The following is a 17,448-nucleotide window of genomic DNA, read 5'->3' as shown; positions in this document are numbered from 1 at the left end:
TTATCCGAATTTTGCGATAAAGTTAACCTACAATTTATGTGCACAGAAGATGATTTAAAAGACTCAAGTCATAGCATTAAAGACATGGTGGATACGCAACTTGAATTAACATATAACAAAATGTAGAATATAGAGATTATATTCCAAATTGGAGGAACGCACCCATGCTAAAGCACAAAGCTTTAACACGCATCACACTTGCCATCATACTTTTAACATCAATCTTCTCAGGAGTAGCATACGCTGCCTCTTCTACCAGTATTGACGTGAACTTTTATAACTTAAAGTACTTCTTCAATGGCGTTGAAAAGAAAGCTGCTGAGGATAACAAGGGGTTCATTTACAAAGGAACGACTTACGTTCCACTTCGATTTGTAGCGGACAACTTGAACCAAGATGTAAAGTGGAATGGCGACACACACACCATTTCAATGACTCCGAAGCAATTTGGGGCAGAAACTGGCGGTAACGTGACTGATGCTGAGCGTTTAAAAGAAGCTGAGCAAAGAATCGCTGAACTGGAAAAAAGACTTAAAGATCAAGGATCGTCATCCTCACATGACGGCTGGGTCACGTACGAAACGAAAAACCTGACACTACATTTCACACCGAAAGCCGATGAGAAGTTTCACTATCTTTACACAGAAGCTGAAGATATTTTGAAGGCACACGAGAAGTTCTTCGGTGCTAACACGCTAACGAAGAAAGTAGAGATATGGATACATGACGGGGACGGTATCTTCAAAATCGACGCCGGGGCATTCTTCAACCCCCAACATAATGCCATTAAACTCTCAGCTGAAGAACACTTTAAGATGGCTGGAGATGAGGCAGTCCGGTTCGTCTTTGCTCATGAACTGGCTCATGCTTACCAACATCAGAAATGGGATATGGACAAGCTTGGGTCAACGCTAAGTGGCAGATTAAACTGGCTACTTGAAGGACAAGCCGACTACCTTGCTAAGAAAGTGCTTGGATACTCTCAGTATGGTTCCCACTCCGATCCAGCAGGTGACAAGCGTGATCTTGCATTTTATAAGAAAGAACTACAGACACGTAATAGCGCATCAGGATGGGCACCGATCAATTGGAGCAACATTAAGTCATTTGCCGACTTAAATGCTTATCCAAATGAATACTTTGCTTTTGAGAGCATGGTGTTCTTCTTAGAACAAAACTACAGTCATGATCAATACTTGAAGCTCTATAATGAAATAGCGAAAGGATCTCTGCCTTCCACCGCCTTCAAGAATGCTTATGGCAAATCCGAAGAAACACTCATTTCGGAATACAAGAAATACCTTAGCGCTGAGTAAATAATAACAATCAAAAAAGAGCCCCTTAATTGTCGATGTTTCTACATTCGGTTAAGGGGCTTGTCCAATCCTTACTTCAAAACTAATGCGATCCATCATTTGTTGCTCTCGTGGTCTTCCTGCAGTTGAACGGATATAGCTTTATTATGAATCAGAAGGACCCTGAAGACCTGACCTCTTGGTATTATCCCCTTTAAATAGAACGCCCCTCGTATTCCGATTATTCTTTCCAACTAGTAAACAAATGCAACAAGAGCAAAGATTTGCACATTGTTAATAATCCTGTTATTTCCCATAATTAAAGCGTATACAATTATTATTCAACATAGCTTATACTGCTAAGGGGGAATTTTCCATGTATAATGTGCTGCTTGTTGATTCAAACCAAATCTCACTCCATCAAACAACTAATCTAATTCAGCGATTAGATACTCATTTTAAAGTTACTGCTAGTACTACACAATTCCATCATGTTACTCAATTAATTGAGAAACAGCAGTTCTCGCTTATTGTTATAAACATTAAAGGCTACAATTCAAGCGGAATATTACTTTGCAAAAAAATCCGTAATCAAAGTCGTATTCCGATCATTCTTTTAGGTGGAAAAGATGACTTCCAACTTGCTAGAAAAGCATTAACGTATCAGGTCAATGATTATTTAACCAATCCATTGCGAGAGTGCGCCTTAAAAACAAGTTTGTCAGCAATTAAGAAAGCGCTTACTAATCAGTTGTCATATGAACCAAATGATTTCTCCTATTCTACAATGCCTATAAAGAAAAATAGATCCACCATCTCGATTATCGAAACCATTAAAAAATATGTACAGGATGATATGCATCAAAATGTAACATTGAAAAAAATTTCGAGCATCTTGCATTTTAACTGTGCCTATTTAGGTCAGAAGTTCAGATTGCATGAGAACATGTCTTTCAATGATTATTTACTTCAACAAAGGATGGAAAAAGCAAAACTATTACTTAAAAAAACCGATATGAAAATATATGAAATTGCTAATGAGGTAGGCTATACCGAAATTGACTGGTTTTACAAAAAGTTCAAACAATATACTGGTTTAAGCTCCAATGAGTACCGTAAGAAATATGATTTTTCTCAAGCCAATTGAATAACCCATCAACAAAAAACACCAGCTACCTGGTGTTTTTTTGTTGCTATTTCATCATTTTATATGTTCCATTAACTAGCTTCGTAAAGTGGAAATAATCAATATCAACGTAGCCGCCAGTCTCTAAACTTGCATAATTAAATAGTCCGATTCGATACCCCATAAAATGATCCAACGTATATTTCATTTCTAAAGGACGTCCTATTTCGATCCATTGCCCATCTTCTGAAGCGTAATAACATGTTGCAATATCTATACTGTTTTCAAAATTAAATTCAATTTTGAAATAGATGATACTATGGTTATATGGAACAGATTCAACTACCGCTTCCATGCCCTCACCATCGTTCACGCTCATCACGACAACTTTATCGCCATTGCTCTCTACTTTAACACCAACAGTACCAAATAGATTCTGCAAGGCAATCAATCCAGCATAATCACCATACTTCATATTGGAAATATCCATTACAATCGTTGCTACACATGCTGGGCCTTCCGTACGTTGAGTCAGCGTGTTGCGTGCTTTAAGTACACTATCTACAACATTGCCAGTCGTTAATCGTAGATGACTGTCTCGCTTCGTCACGGACCATAGCTGGTCGTTCGGATTATGATTCCATTGCCAATTCAAAGCCAATTGATTGTCTTCATAATCGAACTCGTCACTCATTACAATTGGTTTACTAGGTGTGTAAGGAAAATCTGTTGCAAACTTTTCTGAAGCCTTTCCATCTATACCGATGATCGGCCAGCCATCAAGCCATTCAATAGGCTGTACGACCGGTATTCGTCCAACTGCATCATGATCCTGAAATAATAGCGTATACCACTGATGATCTTGTGTTTCAATAATACCTCCTTGGGCAATTCCTTTATTTCTATAGCCCATATCATCATCCAAAATAATTTTCCGTTCATAAGGTCCTAGAAGCTTAGAGGAACGATAGCATACTTGTCTGCGACGCTTATTGCCTACTGTCGGCCATTCGATAAAAAACAGATAGTACATTCCATCTATTCTATACGCATGACATCCTTCACAACGTAGACCAATACCTTCACTTTCAGTTTCTAATAATAGCTGAGCGATTCCGCCCTCTTTGATTGCTGTTGCATCTGCTGTCAACTCGGTAATATAAATACCGCCATTTCCATATATAACAAATACTCTATCTTCGTCAAATAGTAAGCTTGGATCATGGATTAAGCCATTGATTACAGAGCGTTGCCAAGTTCCATTTTCAATATCATTGGTTGTGTACATATAAAACTGATGCATGTCATTGCTTGAAAAACATACATAAAACAGGCCATTATGTTCACGCAAACTAGCTGCCCAAGAGCCTTGACCATAGATGTTTTTCCCATCAACCATATTATGAGCATCATTATTCTCGAAGCTGTCATAGACGTAATTAACGATCTCCCAGTTCAACAAATCTTGGGATTTCATAATAGGACAACCAGGCATAACATGCATACTTGTACTAACCATATAATAATGATGACCGACTCGGATAATATCTGGATCTGGTACGTCCGCCCAGATGATTGGATTAGTAATTAACCCGTTACCCATCTTACTATCCCTCCCTTACGATATAGATTCATTTAGCAAGATTAACCACATTCCAAAATGATTCCTTTGGCGTGTTACGATCATTCATATAAAACTATATCGTTTGATCATATGAACAACAACCCGTTGAAAAGCGGTACATATACCTGCCTAGTTATGGATATGAGGCAAGGTCCTTTTGTTTAGAAATTAAGCAACCTGTTGGCATAAGCATTTCTGTAATCCGTAGGAGTAATACCCATGCTTTTCTTGAAAGCTTTTGTGAAGGATTGGCTGTCTGGAAAAGCAAGCTGGACAGAAATCTCAATGATTTTTTGATTCGTATCTGTCAGCAAAAATTTCGCTACCTCCATCTTCTCCTGTATCATAAATTGTTTTAATGAGATTCCAGCCATCGAAGAAAATAAGCTGGAGAGATGTTTCGCGTTATATCCGAAATACTTAGCAAGTTGATACACTTTTAAATTCTCATGACGATGCCACTTGATATAATCCACGATATCATTGAATAGTTGCTGATTCATTTTCTTTTTGGATTGATTGTGGAGAACGAATGTTTGGTTGTAAATCTCACATAGAATACTTGTCGTTAAATAATTGTTTAAAGTCTCCTCGCTATAGCTGCGTATGGAATCCTGCAATTGCTTCAGCATCACAATGAGTTTCTCAGGGCTACGAAGTACACCTGTTTGTGGAATGACTATGACTTCAGGCTTATAAACATGCTCATAAGCGGTATCTACAAAACTTTCAAAATCTTGCGTAGTGAAATGTAACCAATAGAAGCTGCAATCAGATTCTTGAAAACCATATTGTTGGGTACGAGGAGGCATGAGCAAAAACTCCCCTTCCTTCAATGTAAAGTGTTCTTTGCCGTTGGATAGATACAATGTACCTCGTGTTTGTATAAATAGCTCATAATCCAGTAGAATCCGGTTCATATGTGTCCATTCAGGGAAAGGCGAAACAAATTTACCCGTCATGTCCAGTACGATCGGCTTATCCACTTTAAATTGGTAAAAGATCATTAGACTCATTCCTTCGCCTTTGACTTTTTCACACTTCGAACAGACTCATTCTATCAAAGGGATATCTATAAATCCATGATTAATAGGTACTTGGATAGAAAGAAGCCCAATATTCAATTATAAACCCCTTCCCTTTTGACACCAAATCCAACCTTCTCATATTTCCCTAAATGAATAAACACGATAAGCTTAAGTTAGTCTTCTGAAGGAGAACTTTACTACATATGGAGGAATCTTAATGAATAATACTACATCGGGAATAGCAGCTTTGAACAATATCGATTTGAATCATGTCCAGCTTACCGGAGCTTACCATGTGAACGCATTCGAGAAGGAAATGGCTTATTTATTAAGTTATGACGCCGATCGGTTATTAGTTGGTTTCCGTGAGGTTGCAAGCTTACCAGCTAAAGCCACCATCTATCCTGGTTGGGAAGATACAGAGATCAGAGGCCATACATTAGGCCACTTTTTAACAGCATGCGCTCAGGCTTATATGCAGAACCGAAACGCAGACTTGCTTGCTAAGCTAGAATACATCATAGATGAATTATCTCTCTCTCAATTGGATAATGGGTATTTATCTGCCTTTCCAGAGACACTATTTGATAATGTAGAAAAAAAGAAACCCGCTTGGGTTCCTTGGTACACCATGCACAAAATTATTGCTGGCCTCATTACCGTTTATAAGGGAACTGGTAACCAAACAGCCTACGACATCGTAGCAAAGCTGGGAGATTGGGTAGCAGATCGCACTTCTAAATGGTCTAAGGAATTGCAGGAAACAGTCCTCGCTGTGGAGTATGGTGGCATGAACGATTGCCTTTATGATCTCTACAAAATAACTAAAAACCCACGGCATTTAGAAGCAGCTCATCAATTCGATGAGATCAACCTCTTTGAGGCGATCCATAATGGTCAGGATATCCTTAAGGGGAAACATGCCAATACAACTATTCCTAAATTTCTAGGTGCATTGAATCGCTATTTGACACTAGGGGAAAGTGAAACTTTCTATCGGGAAGCTGCTGAGAAATTTTGGGATATGGTAGTTTATCATCATAGCTACATCACCGGCGGAAACAGTGAATCCGAGCATTTCGGAGATTCTGATCTGCTCGATGGTAAGCGTAGTGACATCACTTGCGAAACTTGCAATAGCTACAACATGCTGAAGCTTACCCGAGAACTTTTTAAGCTGACACAGGATATTAAATACGCAGATTTCTATGAGACTACCTATATGAACGCCATTCTCTCCTCTCAACATCCGGATACTGGAATGACGATGTATTTTCAGCCTATGGCTACAGGATATTTCAAAGTGTACTCCTCTCCATTTGAGCATTTCTGGTGCTGTACTGGAACTGGCATGGAAAGCTTCACTAAGTTAAACGACAGCATTTACTTTCAACTGGATCAGCAGTTATATGTCAATCAATATGTGAGCAGCCAGTTAGATTGGTCTGAACAGAACATAAAGATTACACAAAACACAGATTTCCCTTATACCGATACGATACAATTAATGATTGAGACAGTTGATCATAGTGATAAACACTTCACTATGTGTCTGCGTATTCCCGAGTGGGCCTCAGGAGAAATCACATTTACTATTAACGGCGAGAATATTCAGCCGAAAGTTAGAGATGGCTATGCACACATTGAAAGGGTCTGGAAGAATGGAGACTCCGCTCAGTTACGAATCCCTATGGCGCCCTCCTATTATCCATTAGCAGATGCACCAAACGTCGTCGGTTTCAAATATGGTCCAGTCGTATTAAGCGCAGCATTGGGTACGGAAGATATAATCGAATCCAAAACAGGCGTAATTGTCAGCGTGCCAACCAAGCGAATGCTTGTTAAAGACTTTGTCACTCCCGTTGGAATGAACGTACAAGAATGGTTTAACGACTTCGATCAGCATTTCGTCCGGTTGAACGATGATTTAGCCTTTGTGCTGAGAAATACGGATGAAGAAAAGAGGCTAGTCTTTACCCCGCATTTCAAACAACATAACGAGAGATACGGGATTTACTGGAACTTTGTCGAAGCTGATTCAGATGCATTACGTGATCATCAGAAGAAGAGTCATCAGCAACTTCTCCTTAAAGAGAATACTATTGACAGTGTGCAAGTAGGCAACGACCAATACGAGTTGGAACATGACATCCAAGGCGAGCATACTTATGCAGGTAGTTTTGAGGGACTGAATGGAAGACGAGCAGAGGCTAACGGATGGTTCAGTTACGAAATGAAGGTCCTACCAGGACAAAGAAACGGACTAATAGTTACTTTCAGCTATTTAGATGCCGATAGAAGCTTTGGAATATGGGTTAACGATCATTTGCTAGCAACGGAAACCGTTCTAAACCATGAAAGAAAACGAGAATTCTATGATAAAGTAATCGAAATTCCTGTAAGCCTAATTGCCAAAGATCAGGATTCAATCGTTGTCAGATTTGCCCCTGTAATGGGCGGATTTAACGGAGTTTATGGTATTTTCCGGACTATTAAGCTATAGCTTTCACATGAATACTCCCGTGTTTTTACAAGTTATTATTAATGTAGGGTCGTTAAAAGGCAGCCGTCAACTTATGACGGGCTGCCTTTTTTGATCAGTTGATAGTTAGTTATTGTCTTGTGGATGGGTCAGCCACAGCCCAAAAGCCTGGTTTGGCGTGTAGCTGTTTATCGAATAGAAAAGGTGCTTCCGTGCGGGTAACAGGGAATGTACTTAACCATGTATGGTCATCGGCAATGCCCCAAAATACGACACCACCAATAATATCCTTATGTGCTTTGAATGCTTCAAACAACTCACCGTAACGGTCAGCCTGCTTTTGAAGGATCTGTTCTGGAATTTCATCACCATAATCATTATGATCATTCCATACGTATAAGCTCATATCTAGTTCAGTTACAAGATTATCAAGACCTAACTCAGCGAACATCTCCATAGACTCCATAATTGAGCTAACGGGTGGCCAATTTATATTGATATGAGTTTGGTGACCAACACCATCGATAGGTACTCCTTTATCTAGCATTTCTTTCACTAGCTCGTATAAACGATTCCGCTTAGCCACATCATCTGTACCATAATCATTAATGTATAGCTTAATATCAGTTCCCCCTGCTTCACGGGCTACGCGAAATGCAGTCTCAATAAATTCTGTTCCTGTTACTTTGTACCATTCGCTAGCGCGCATGCCATCCGGGTCACCTGGCTCGATAACTTCATTCACAACATCCCATGATTTTATATCGTCTTTATAGCGACTAACAATCGTTCTTACATGAGTATCAAGACGTTCAAGCAGCAGCTTTTTATTTGCCTGACGCTTAGCGTCGTCTGTCTCGTCCACCATGGGCTTACCTTCATTATCTTTAAAGAACCAATCTCCTACTTGAGTATGCCATACTAATGTATGGAAACGAATTTCCATATTATTAGCTTTAGCAAATTCAACAAGTTGATCTGCTTGGGTCCAATTAAAGTTTCCTTCTGTAGGCTGAAGCGAGATAGGCTTCATCGTATTTTCAGCTACAAGCCAATTGACATGTTTTTTTAGTAAGTCAGCCTTTAGCCCACTTGTTTGGAATGGCTCAATCGCTGCCCCAATCGGAAAGTATTCCGAGTATGCCTCGTATAGTGAAGGAATATCTTCTTCTACTGATGGCTCTACTGCTTCCTTAACAATCACTTCTATCGTTGGAGTAGGTTCCGGCTCATTCGTTGGCTCGATAACTGCATCAGCGGATTCATCTTCAATGTTTACAACCTCATGTTGAACGTTGTTTTCAGCAATCGCATTATTATTGTCTGCTTGATCATTTCGCGAGAAATTAACTATAAATAATATCAACGCTAGAATGATAACAGTTCCAGCAATAGCTAATATTTTTTTGTTGAATTTAGGATTCACTACTTAAACCACCTCTACGTGAAATTAGAAACGCCATGCGCGAACTAGTCAAAATACTATGTTCCACGCCTGGCGTTTTACTTATTTACTATTTATCCAACAATTCCTGTACGTTCAATACTTTCTACAAAATAGCGCTGAACAAATAAGTAAATAATAATTAATGGTAGAATAGCTAGCAATATTCCTGTGTCCTGAATCATGCTCAAATAAAACGGATCCACAGTCGCCCCAACTCCACCTTGGAGAGTAGCAGAAACATTATAAGGTAATGATGCCAACTGTGTTGACATGACCTTTCCGCTTGTTAAATAGGTGGTCGTAAAGAAACTATCATTCCATTGCCATACGAATGAAAAGAGCGCAACCGTAACAATGGAAGGTATTGCATTAGGTAGCATAATGCGCATGAATGTTGAAGGGACACTTGCACCATCCATATATGCGGCTTCTTCAACCTCTTTCGGTATTCCCCTAAAAAATTGCCTAAAGATGAAAATATATAGTCCTGCTTTAAGAGAACTTGCCGTAATAGACGTTAGAATAAATGGCCAATACGTATTTAATAGATTGATAGATTCCCCCCCGTTAATCAAAGGGATGAGCCCCATTAGTGTAAAGTCATTCATATTAAGATAAAGAGGAATCAAAATCGTCGAAGGTGGCACCAGAATCGTAAGTATGACGCCTCCAAAGAGTAAATTGCTACCTCTAAATTTAAGCCGGGCAAAAGCATAACCTGCCAGTGCGCAAGATGCCGCAGTTAGAATCGTCATTACCCCTGAAAGTGTAAATGTGTTAAACAATGTCTTCCAATAATTCATTATAGACATCGCCAGTCTAAAATTGTCTAGCGTATAAGTTTCTGGAATCCACACCACAACGGGTGAATAGAGATCCGATTTATCTTTAAACGCTGTAGAAATTTTCTGTAAGATTGGGAACAGGATAACGAACGATAGACCTGTAATAAGCGTCAGTCTTACGAACGACCAAATCCAACGCTTCCACTGTTCCAGTGACAATAATTTACCTACAATCTTCAACTCATTCATCCTCCTTCTAATCATAATAAAATACCCTTTTGGATACTATGTATGAACTGGCCGATAGAATAATCGCAATCGCCAGGAAGTATATCCATGCCATCGCCGAGCTGAGACCAAAGTTGAATGAGGTAAAGCCCGTTTGTCGGATCAAATCTGTCATTGCATTTACAGAGAAAGAGTCAATAATTGTATATATCATATTCACAAAAATGAGTGGACTCACCATAGGAAAAGTGATTTTCCAAAATGATTCATATCCAGTAGCCCCCTCCATAGTAGATGCCTCATACAACTGAGAAGGAATCGTCTGGATCGCTGCAAGGAATATTAGTATTTGTACCCCAGATTGGCTAACAATCTGATAAATACGGTCAACTGCCCCCGTTAAATATAGAACGATCACTTCACTTACTCCTGCCCTAATCATCAATCTTTCCAGTTCAAAGGCGCCCATCGCGCTAGAAAAACCAGATCCGATGTTCTCATCATTAACGGCTTGAATCAAGCTTGAACTCTCAAGACTAAGGATGATTCCTGAGGCTAAGATGACAGGCAAGAAAAAGACTGATCTCGCAAAAGCTCTTCCTAGAAACTTCTGATTCAGCAGCACCGCTACAAAAAGACTGAATATGACGATTAAAGGAACGTTAACGACCATATTCACAATAGATTCCACTAATGAACGATTAAAACTCGTATTAACTGTCAGTGCATTAATATAATTTGCTAAACCTATAAATTTGATGTTTAAGCCTTCTGAACTGGCTACAACGGAGCTAAAGCTGTACCGCAGGGAATCCACCAATGGAACGAGAAAGAAAAAAATGAATCCTACGAGCCATGGAAAAGCAAATAGTATCCCCCATAACGCCTTTTGTTGTAGATAAGTCCTTTGTTTCATACCGAGCTTCTTCAAGACTGTTCACCACCCGTAATATAGCTCTCGGCATCAATTGTTCTGCCGTCAATTGTCACTTGTGAATGGTTATAATTCACAATCACGTACATGCTCTCGTAAACCGTTTTATAGACGCCCTCAGCCAGCTTTTCGTGAGCGGTGATTCGCTCATTCTGAACATTCCGTAAAACCTCGTTCACGTTGTTATAAATCTCTGATGCCTGATCTATCCATAACTCGTAATTTACTGCATACAGATTGTTATAATCGGTATCCTTCACCGTATGATTCGGTTCATAAATCCACTCAAAGTAGACCCCAGATCCATACTCCAAGCATTTCAATATATATTGCTCCATATTCGTAAATGTAGAAAGGTTATACGGTGCACCCGTATAGTTAATGGATCCTCGAACTACCATTTGATAAAAAGGAATGTCTTCATCTGTAATTTTGAATTTGCTACTGGACATTGGAGCATTCGTTATATCCGTCACAAAAGGAAGGGCATAGGAATTTCCGCCATTAGCCAGCATACTTAAATTCGCTTCACCTATTTGGTTCAATGCATTGATAGACAACTTTTCAGATTCTGTCCGATCAATTTGCTTATTTTTACGATAATCACTGTTCAATTGATCAGCTAAGTCCCGTAACGATATGCTTTGAATTGGAAGATCCAACAGATCATTTAACATGTCATCGACATAACTATTAACATATCGTGGTGAAATAATATAAGAAGGAGTGCGTGTTCTATCACGACCATTTAGTCCCATATCATAAGCGAATGTTCTAGCATGAACCCCTTTTATCGTTCTCGCGGCAGCCTTAGATGTATTAAACTTATCATCTGTATATGCTGTCAGTAAGGCAACGTCAGGATAAAAGGATATCTCTTGTTCTTGTGTGAACGCCGTGAAATCACGAAAACCCTTGCTACCACCTACTACTTTATCAATCGAAACATTTTTCGGAACACTGTGATTCAAACCATTATTGAACCAACCAGAATACTGAAGCTTGATGTGGTTAATATCAAGCTGTTTCATCTGCGTAATGATGTCTTTTGTTTGCTCAAATGTCGTAAGCGGTTCTAGTGATTCATAAGGTATTCCTACAAATTGCTTTTCTTTATCTATGCTTCCGATCACTTTCAAGAAGAATGGAGAATCCTCTGACTTGTTATCTGTTGCAAGCTGAGAAAGCCCGTTCGTTTCCAACAAATAACTTTGGTAGTATTGAGCCATCCCCTCATAAGACGCCTCTTCTCCATTGAGGAAAGCATAACGAATTGAAAAATCAGACTCCATCTTATTCTCTTGAAACCTTGGTAGTGAACGCTGTTTCCCATCCGCATTCAGGGTGACTTCACCCTTATTAAGCACAGTGAAAATAGGGTGTACATAGTTGTAACTATTTAATTTCCCACTGATATCGGCATGAATAGATGCAGCTGCGGCACCATCCTCAATAATACCTAAAAATGCACTGCCTTCACGAATAATGCCAAACACAGGTAGCCTAATTGACTCTTCACTCACGGTCGATACGTAAGATTCCATCGTCATATCTGTTCCGTAAACTTGCTGCTGGTATGCTGAATACTGGGTTTTTCCATTGTTGAAGTGAATGAGTGCTCCTGAACCATCGGGGACAAATATAGAGCCTTCTTCTTCTTCCCCTCCTGCTCCAAAATAGTTCATTATGGAAAGCTGGCTGACAGGATAGTCCTCTGGGTATTGAATGCTTGAGCTAGGGATTTTTGCAAGGAGACTATTAGCGTCCAACGTATATTCAATCGCTGCCTGAAACACTCTAGCTTCAGAGATAGGTTGATCTAACTCATTTTCTTCAATATCCTTTAAAAAGTCTTCTTGTGTATATCCTGCATCCTCGAAAGCTTGAAGCGCACGCTTAAGTCGAATCCCTTGAAGTATTTTATCGTTGCTTCTCACATATAGCGATTTTTCTACATCTTCGGTATAGGCAGTTTTTAAAGCACTCTGCCCCGTTTCGTCTAATTTACTTGCTAATTCATCGAAGCGGCTTTTGCTGATGAGCATTGGCAAATCATTCAATGTTTTCTCATACTTACCAAATCGATAGGTCACTCTAACGCCATTAGAAATTGGTTCAAACCTAATCTGATTATAGACTGCACTATCTGTCTTGGAGTTGATTGAATTGACCTGTCCAGACATATTGTAGTAATCGAGTTTCATTTGTGAAGTTAACAATTGCTTGTTTATCCCCAAAGCAACTGTATCTAATTCACTTTCAGGAGGATTGCTATACCAAATCTCACCACTATTTTTATCGATAACGGCAATTTCTCCTGTCTGCTCCATCACCAACAATTGTAAGTTATCATTCTCGACAACCCCCTTCATTCCCTCAACTCTTGAATCCGTAAAGGAGGCCTTTAACGATTCTCCCGGTATGAATTCCTCTGTAAGCGCAGCATTATCCAATTGAAGATCATCCGTTGAATTTGAACAACCTGCAATGATAATTGCGCCTATAACAAGTACTATCATTAGAACATTTCTAGTCTGTATCATTTGTGCCCTCCTTTCTCAGCTTCTCAATGCCAGTTCTTGATAAATGACGGAAATGAAAGAGATGATCTGTTGGATTAAACTAAAAAATAATAAACTGAGAAACGCCATAAATCCCATCGCGACAATTGTCAGAAGAATGGTTAGAATTGATTTGGACGGTGTAAATTGATGTACCGTCATGTTTCCAATGAACAGCATAAAAACAAACCAGATTAATGCTAGACTGTTCGAAAAATAATAAAATACCGATTCTTCCATCGAGATGACGTTGCTTAACCAAATCCAAGGGAAATTAATAATTATTAATGGAATAAGCGCAAAACATGTTGACGTAAATATTTCAACAAATTTCCCTTCTCCGTCCAACAATGTTGTAAGTGACCAATTAGCTATGCAAAAGAATAAGACTGGCACTAAAACATATATAATCTCCATAAAGCTATTCATTGATTTTGGATCTACAATTTGAACTACGAAACCGCTGTACTGACTGGACAAAATGTTTGTTAAAGCAAGCATAGATAGAATAGCAATGGCAAGGATCAGACTCTGCTTCTGATTACGTTCGTATTTCAAATCCCAATAGCCATCAAAGGGATGAAAAATGAGATGAAAAGGATATTTCAAAAGATCCCTATTCAATGGAAATCCCCCTCTTTCTCCGTACTGACTTCCGTTGTCTTATTGCTATTGAAATTACAACTGCCGATATAAATATACCTGTCATAATGATCGAGAAATATTCCCGAAGCACTTCCTTGCGATAGAGTAAGTAGGCTTTGGAATAATTTTTCTGATCCATACTCTTTTTAAAGTAAAACATTGCCTCTTTGTAATCTCCTTGACGAAGAAGAGCCTTACCGATTCCACCGTAGGCAAACTCTAAATTGGAGTTCATATTTATAGTTTGTTGATAATAATCGAATGCCTTTCCTTCATCTCCTCGATAATAACTCCTAACGGCTTCATTGAGCATCCGACCGTATTCCGTTGTTTGGAACACCGTGATCTCACCAAGCGCCTTATCTAGAACTAGAAAATCATTTCCGATTCTAGTAATTGCTGTTGGTGTCTTAAATTCTCCTAATTTATTTCCGAGACCACCGAATATATACAACAAATGTCCATCCCCATTGTATGTAAAGATTCTTCCTCTTTTTGCATCAAGCACGGAAAATATTTCGCTATCAGTCACATCGATATCTACTAGTCGGGATGGGCCTTCATCTGCAAAGTAGCGAATGTCGCCCTGCGGTGTGAAATAGCCATTTCTACGCATTATATCGCTACCTTGAGCGTTGAGCATTTTAATGTTCTCACCCCGCTCATCGCCATTTGTAACATAAAGAAAATCTTCATCGTTTATGTCCAAATTTGTAAATTCTGTAGGCGTAAACATGATCATTTTACTTTGTTGCTCTTGCGTGGAAATTGTTTTCCAAAAATACTCAAGAGGATCTACATTTACTCGATTTGCTCCCGTAAATGTATTAAATTCCCCTGCAGCGCTAAATTCCATCAAACCATCAAAAACCCCTATTGACATAACATATATCCGCTGAGCTTTATCGGCTACAACCCGAACTGGTTGGAAATCAAACGTTGAATTAAGCAAATCGGATTGTGGTGCTTCAATAATTTTGATGAGGCTGTTGTCCTTATCAAGCTCTACTATACGTTTATTGCCAGTATCAGCAATTAACAGTTTTTTATCTTGCGTTACATACAGTCCCTGAGGGTTAAGTAATGTTTCGATCGTTCCTTCATTGTCAAATGAGTCAATAACTTTAAACAATTTGTAATTTGGATCCAAAATGACCACTCTGTTATTGCCGGAATCCAGCACATAAATATAGTTGTCAGAAGTGACCTGAATATCGCTCGGTTCTTTGAGTACCCCAACTCCCATATCCAAGCCATTCAATGAATCGGTCGCTTTATAGGCAGCAGGCGAAGCAACCGTTGTTCCCCAATAAGAATAGTTGTAGGAATCTGCGTCGCTATTTGCCTGCGCTGGACTTCCCCACACACTTATGCCAATAAGACAACAAAGCATCATGAAGAGACCCTTTCTTATTTTGGGGTTTCTAGTCAACATCGTGCACAGCCCCCTTCTAATCCTTCATCCCGGAAGTAGCCATCGTCTCAATGACGCTACTCTGAGAAATAATAAATAGTGATATTGGAACAATCATCAAAAGTAGTGCAACTGCTGCACCAACCCCTGCTCTGGCAATCCCCCCGGCAGTAATTTGTCCCAAGGCGAAATTAAGCGTTTTCAAGTTCTCACTATAGATAAAGTTCCCCCCGTCACTTCCCCATAACATTGGAAATTGCAAAATCATCAGAGTTAACCATGCAGGCTTTACGTTGGGCATAACGATAGTCCAAAAAATCCTGTATTCATTAGCACCATCAATTTTGGCAGCTTCTAGCAAGGCATCAGGAACTTGCTCCATGAATTGCTTCATTAAGAACAATCCTAGCGGGAATGCTAATGCAGGTATAATTATGGATGCATGTGTATTGACCCATCCTAGCCAAGACATGATCAAATAGTTCGGTGTAGCTGTTACATGCGGCGAAAACATCAAAGCCAGCACAACTATGGAGAAGAGCGTCTTCGAGCCATAGAATCGATATTTCGCAAGGGGATAGGCTGCTGCAGACGCTAACAGGATATGCCCCACCGTGCCGACAATCGTGATCAGCAGCGTATTGGCGATATATCGAGAAAGTGGCACCCAAGAGTTCCCCATTAAGGATATTAGATCTAAAAAGTTTTCGATCGTCGGATTTTTGACAAAGAACCGCGGTGGGAATATAAATAATTCATCAAGCGGTTTGAATGCATTGTTCACCGCATAAACTAACGGCAAAGCCATAAAGGCCCCGAAAAAGGCAAGCAACGTAAACAGCAAAAAGCTTACAGTAAAGGAACGATTAAGATTTTTAGTCTTTCGAAAAACCGCTATCCTTTTCATGGCCAACGTTACTCACCTATCTTTCTCAGCATTTTTTGTGTCAGCATATTGGTTCCAAGCATAATGCCGAAGAGAACTGTTGCAATGGCGGACGCGTAGCCCATCTCGAAACGAATACTACCAAAGTCCATCAAATGCGTTACGACGGTATGCGCCGCATAGTTGACGCTCGGAAAGCCCGCAAGCGCAATCGATATTTCGGCAACTGCAAACGATCCTGTAATCTGCATGACCGCTCCGAACATAAGCTGCGGTCTCATCGAAGGCAACGTAATAAACCATAGTTCCTGCCAACGATTTCTAATTCCATCGATAGACCCTGCCTCAATCAAAGTTCTATCTATCGTTTGCAAACCAGCAATAAAGGCAAGGAAACTCGTTCCTAAACTAAGCCACAGTTGAACGATCATGACGATCGGCAAGATATATTTCTCATCAAGAAGCCATTGAATAGGTTCCAATATAATCCCTGTTCTCATCAAAAACCCGTTCAAATAACCATAGCTATCGCCAGAAAATACGATTAGCCATATGAAAAACACATTGCCTGAAATCGACGGAGCATAAAACACTAACGTCATAAATGCACGCACTTTAGGCGATAGCTCATTAATTATCCAAGCAAATAAAAAACAGGCGATATAGCTAAGAGGACCAGTAACGACCGCGAACAGAAGCGTATTCTTCAAAGCAATCATAAATACGTCGTCATTGAGAAACAGTCTTGCATAGTTTTGCCATCCTACAAATCGCGGAAATTCCAACATATTAAAATAGAATAAACTTAATACCAATGAGAAAGCGACCGGAATAACAGTGAACAAAAAGAAAATCGTCATATATGGACTAATTAAAATATAATAATGCTTGTTACGTTTTAATTCGCTGGCGATATGTGCCCACTTAGATGTCTTCTGCGGACGAATGAATTCCTTTGCGGCCTGAGCGGTTTTCTCTGTTTGCATCAGCTTC

13 protein-coding genes are annotated in these 17,448 nt (G+C 39.5%); 3 read left to right on the top strand and 10 right to left on the bottom strand.

Translation table 11 applies throughout. The features are described 5' to 3' along the window. Positions 1-164: 164 nt before the first annotated feature. Both AC1TO8_RS14855 and AC1TO8_RS14850 read left to right on the top strand, forming a co-directional pair. Entirely contained in the window at positions 165-1,316 is a 1,152-nt protein-coding gene (locus AC1TO8_RS14855; RefSeq protein WP_482056394.1) for a stalk domain-containing protein, read from the top strand. Positions 1,317-1,671: 355 nt separating this feature from the next. Next, entirely contained in the window at positions 1,672-2,442 is a 771-nt protein-coding gene (locus AC1TO8_RS14850) for a helix-turn-helix domain-containing protein (protein ID WP_482056393.1), read from the top strand. Between the two features lie 46 nt (positions 2,443-2,488). On the opposite strand, the gene AC1TO8_RS14845 is transcribed toward AC1TO8_RS14850, so the two are convergent. After that, positions 2,489-4,024, bottom strand: coding sequence for a glycoside hydrolase family 43 protein (locus AC1TO8_RS14845; protein WP_482056392.1), 1,536 nt, complete (start codon positions 4,022-4,024; stop codon positions 2,489-2,491). Positions 4,025-4,206: 182 nt separating this feature from the next. Then, a complete protein-coding gene (locus AC1TO8_RS14840; protein ID WP_482056391.1) occupies positions 4,207-5,052 on the bottom strand; it encodes an AraC family transcriptional regulator in 846 nt (281 codons plus the stop codon). A gap of 238 nt (positions 5,053-5,290) precedes the next feature. On the opposite strand from AC1TO8_RS14840, the gene AC1TO8_RS14835 reads away from it, so the two are divergent. Then, positions 5,291-7,576, top strand: coding sequence for a beta-L-arabinofuranosidase domain-containing protein (locus AC1TO8_RS14835; RefSeq protein WP_482056390.1), 2,286 nt, complete (start codon positions 5,291-5,293; stop codon positions 7,574-7,576). A 109-nt stretch (positions 7,577-7,685) separates the two neighbouring features. Here the strand turns inward: AC1TO8_RS14835 and AC1TO8_RS14830 are convergent, their stop codons facing one another. From AC1TO8_RS14830 to AC1TO8_RS14795, 8 genes are all read right to left on the bottom strand, one after another. Continuing rightward, entirely contained in the window at positions 7,686-8,981 is a 1,296-nt protein-coding gene (locus AC1TO8_RS14830) for an endo-1,4-beta-xylanase (protein WP_482056389.1), read from the bottom strand. Positions 8,982-9,073: 92 nt separating this feature from the next. Further along, a complete protein-coding gene (locus AC1TO8_RS14825) occupies positions 9,074-10,036 on the bottom strand; it encodes a carbohydrate ABC transporter permease (protein WP_482056388.1) in 963 nt (320 codons plus the stop codon). A gap of 7 nt (positions 10,037-10,043) precedes the next feature. Next, positions 10,044-10,931: a carbohydrate ABC transporter permease gene (locus AC1TO8_RS14820; RefSeq protein ID WP_482056471.1), complete on the bottom strand. Its 888-nt coding sequence runs from the start codon at positions 10,929-10,931 to the stop codon at positions 10,044-10,046. An 11-nt stretch (positions 10,932-10,942) separates the two neighbouring features. Then, complete coding sequence (locus AC1TO8_RS14815; protein WP_482056387.1) at positions 10,943-13,492, bottom strand: DUF5696 domain-containing protein; 2,550 nt, start codon at positions 13,490-13,492, stop codon at positions 10,943-10,945. Positions 13,493-13,507: 15 nt separating this feature from the next. Then, a complete protein-coding gene (locus tag AC1TO8_RS14810) occupies positions 13,508-14,134 on the bottom strand; it encodes a YIP1 family protein (RefSeq protein ID WP_482056386.1) in 627 nt (208 codons plus the stop codon). Then, positions 14,127-15,590, bottom strand: coding sequence for a hypothetical protein (locus AC1TO8_RS14805; protein ID WP_482056385.1), 1,464 nt, complete (start codon positions 15,588-15,590; stop codon positions 14,127-14,129). The genes AC1TO8_RS14810 and AC1TO8_RS14805 overlap by 8 nt, the downstream gene beginning before the upstream one ends. A gap of 16 nt (positions 15,591-15,606) precedes the next feature. Next, entirely contained in the window at positions 15,607-16,476 is an 870-nt protein-coding gene (locus AC1TO8_RS14800; protein WP_482056384.1) for a carbohydrate ABC transporter permease, read from the bottom strand. A gap of 8 nt (positions 16,477-16,484) precedes the next feature. Next, positions 16,485-17,441: a carbohydrate ABC transporter permease gene (locus AC1TO8_RS14795; protein WP_482056383.1), complete on the bottom strand. Its 957-nt coding sequence runs from the start codon at positions 17,439-17,441 to the stop codon at positions 16,485-16,487. Positions 17,442-17,448: the final 7 nt, after the last annotated feature.

The sequence above is a fragment of the Paenibacillus sp. Y859 genome (assembly GCF_056786405.1).
The sequence above is the reverse complement of the archived record's forward strand: the minus strand, read 5'-3'. Positions and strand labels throughout refer to the sequence as shown.

Excerpts from the sequence above, each read along its gene's own strand:
- AC1TO8_RS14855 (WP_482056394.1), top strand. The coding sequence starts at position 165 with ATGCTAAAGCACAAAGCTTTAACACGCATCACACTTGCCATCATACTT.
- AC1TO8_RS14850 (WP_482056393.1), top strand. The coding sequence starts at position 1,672 with ATGTATAATGTGCTGCTTGTTGATTCAAACCAAATCTCACTCCATCAA.
- AC1TO8_RS14845 (WP_482056392.1), bottom strand. The coding sequence starts at position 4,024 with ATGGGTAACGGGTTAATTACTAATCCAATCATCTGGGCGGACGTACCA.
- AC1TO8_RS14840 (WP_482056391.1), bottom strand. The coding sequence starts at position 5,052 with ATGATCTTTTACCAATTTAAAGTGGATAAGCCGATCGTACTGGACATG.
- AC1TO8_RS14835 (WP_482056390.1), top strand. The coding sequence starts at position 5,291 with ATGAATAATACTACATCGGGAATAGCAGCTTTGAACAATATCGATTTG.
- AC1TO8_RS14825 (WP_482056388.1), bottom strand. The coding sequence starts at position 10,036 with ATGAATGAGTTGAAGATTGTAGGTAAATTATTGTCACTGGAACAGTGG.
- AC1TO8_RS14820 (WP_482056471.1), bottom strand. The coding sequence starts at position 10,931 with ATGAAACAAAGGACTTATCTACAACAAAAGGCGTTATGGGGGATACTA.
- AC1TO8_RS14815 (WP_482056387.1), bottom strand. The coding sequence starts at position 13,492 with ATGATACAGACTAGAAATGTTCTAATGATAGTACTTGTTATAGGCGCA.
- AC1TO8_RS14805 (WP_482056385.1), bottom strand. The coding sequence starts at position 15,590 with ATGTTGACTAGAAACCCCAAAATAAGAAAGGGTCTCTTCATGATGCTT.
- AC1TO8_RS14800 (WP_482056384.1), bottom strand. The coding sequence starts at position 16,476 with ATGAAAAGGATAGCGGTTTTTCGAAAGACTAAAAATCTTAATCGTTCC.
- AC1TO8_RS14795 (WP_482056383.1), bottom strand. The coding sequence starts at position 17,441 with ATGCAAACAGAGAAAACCGCTCAGGCCGCAAAGGAATTCATTCGTCCG.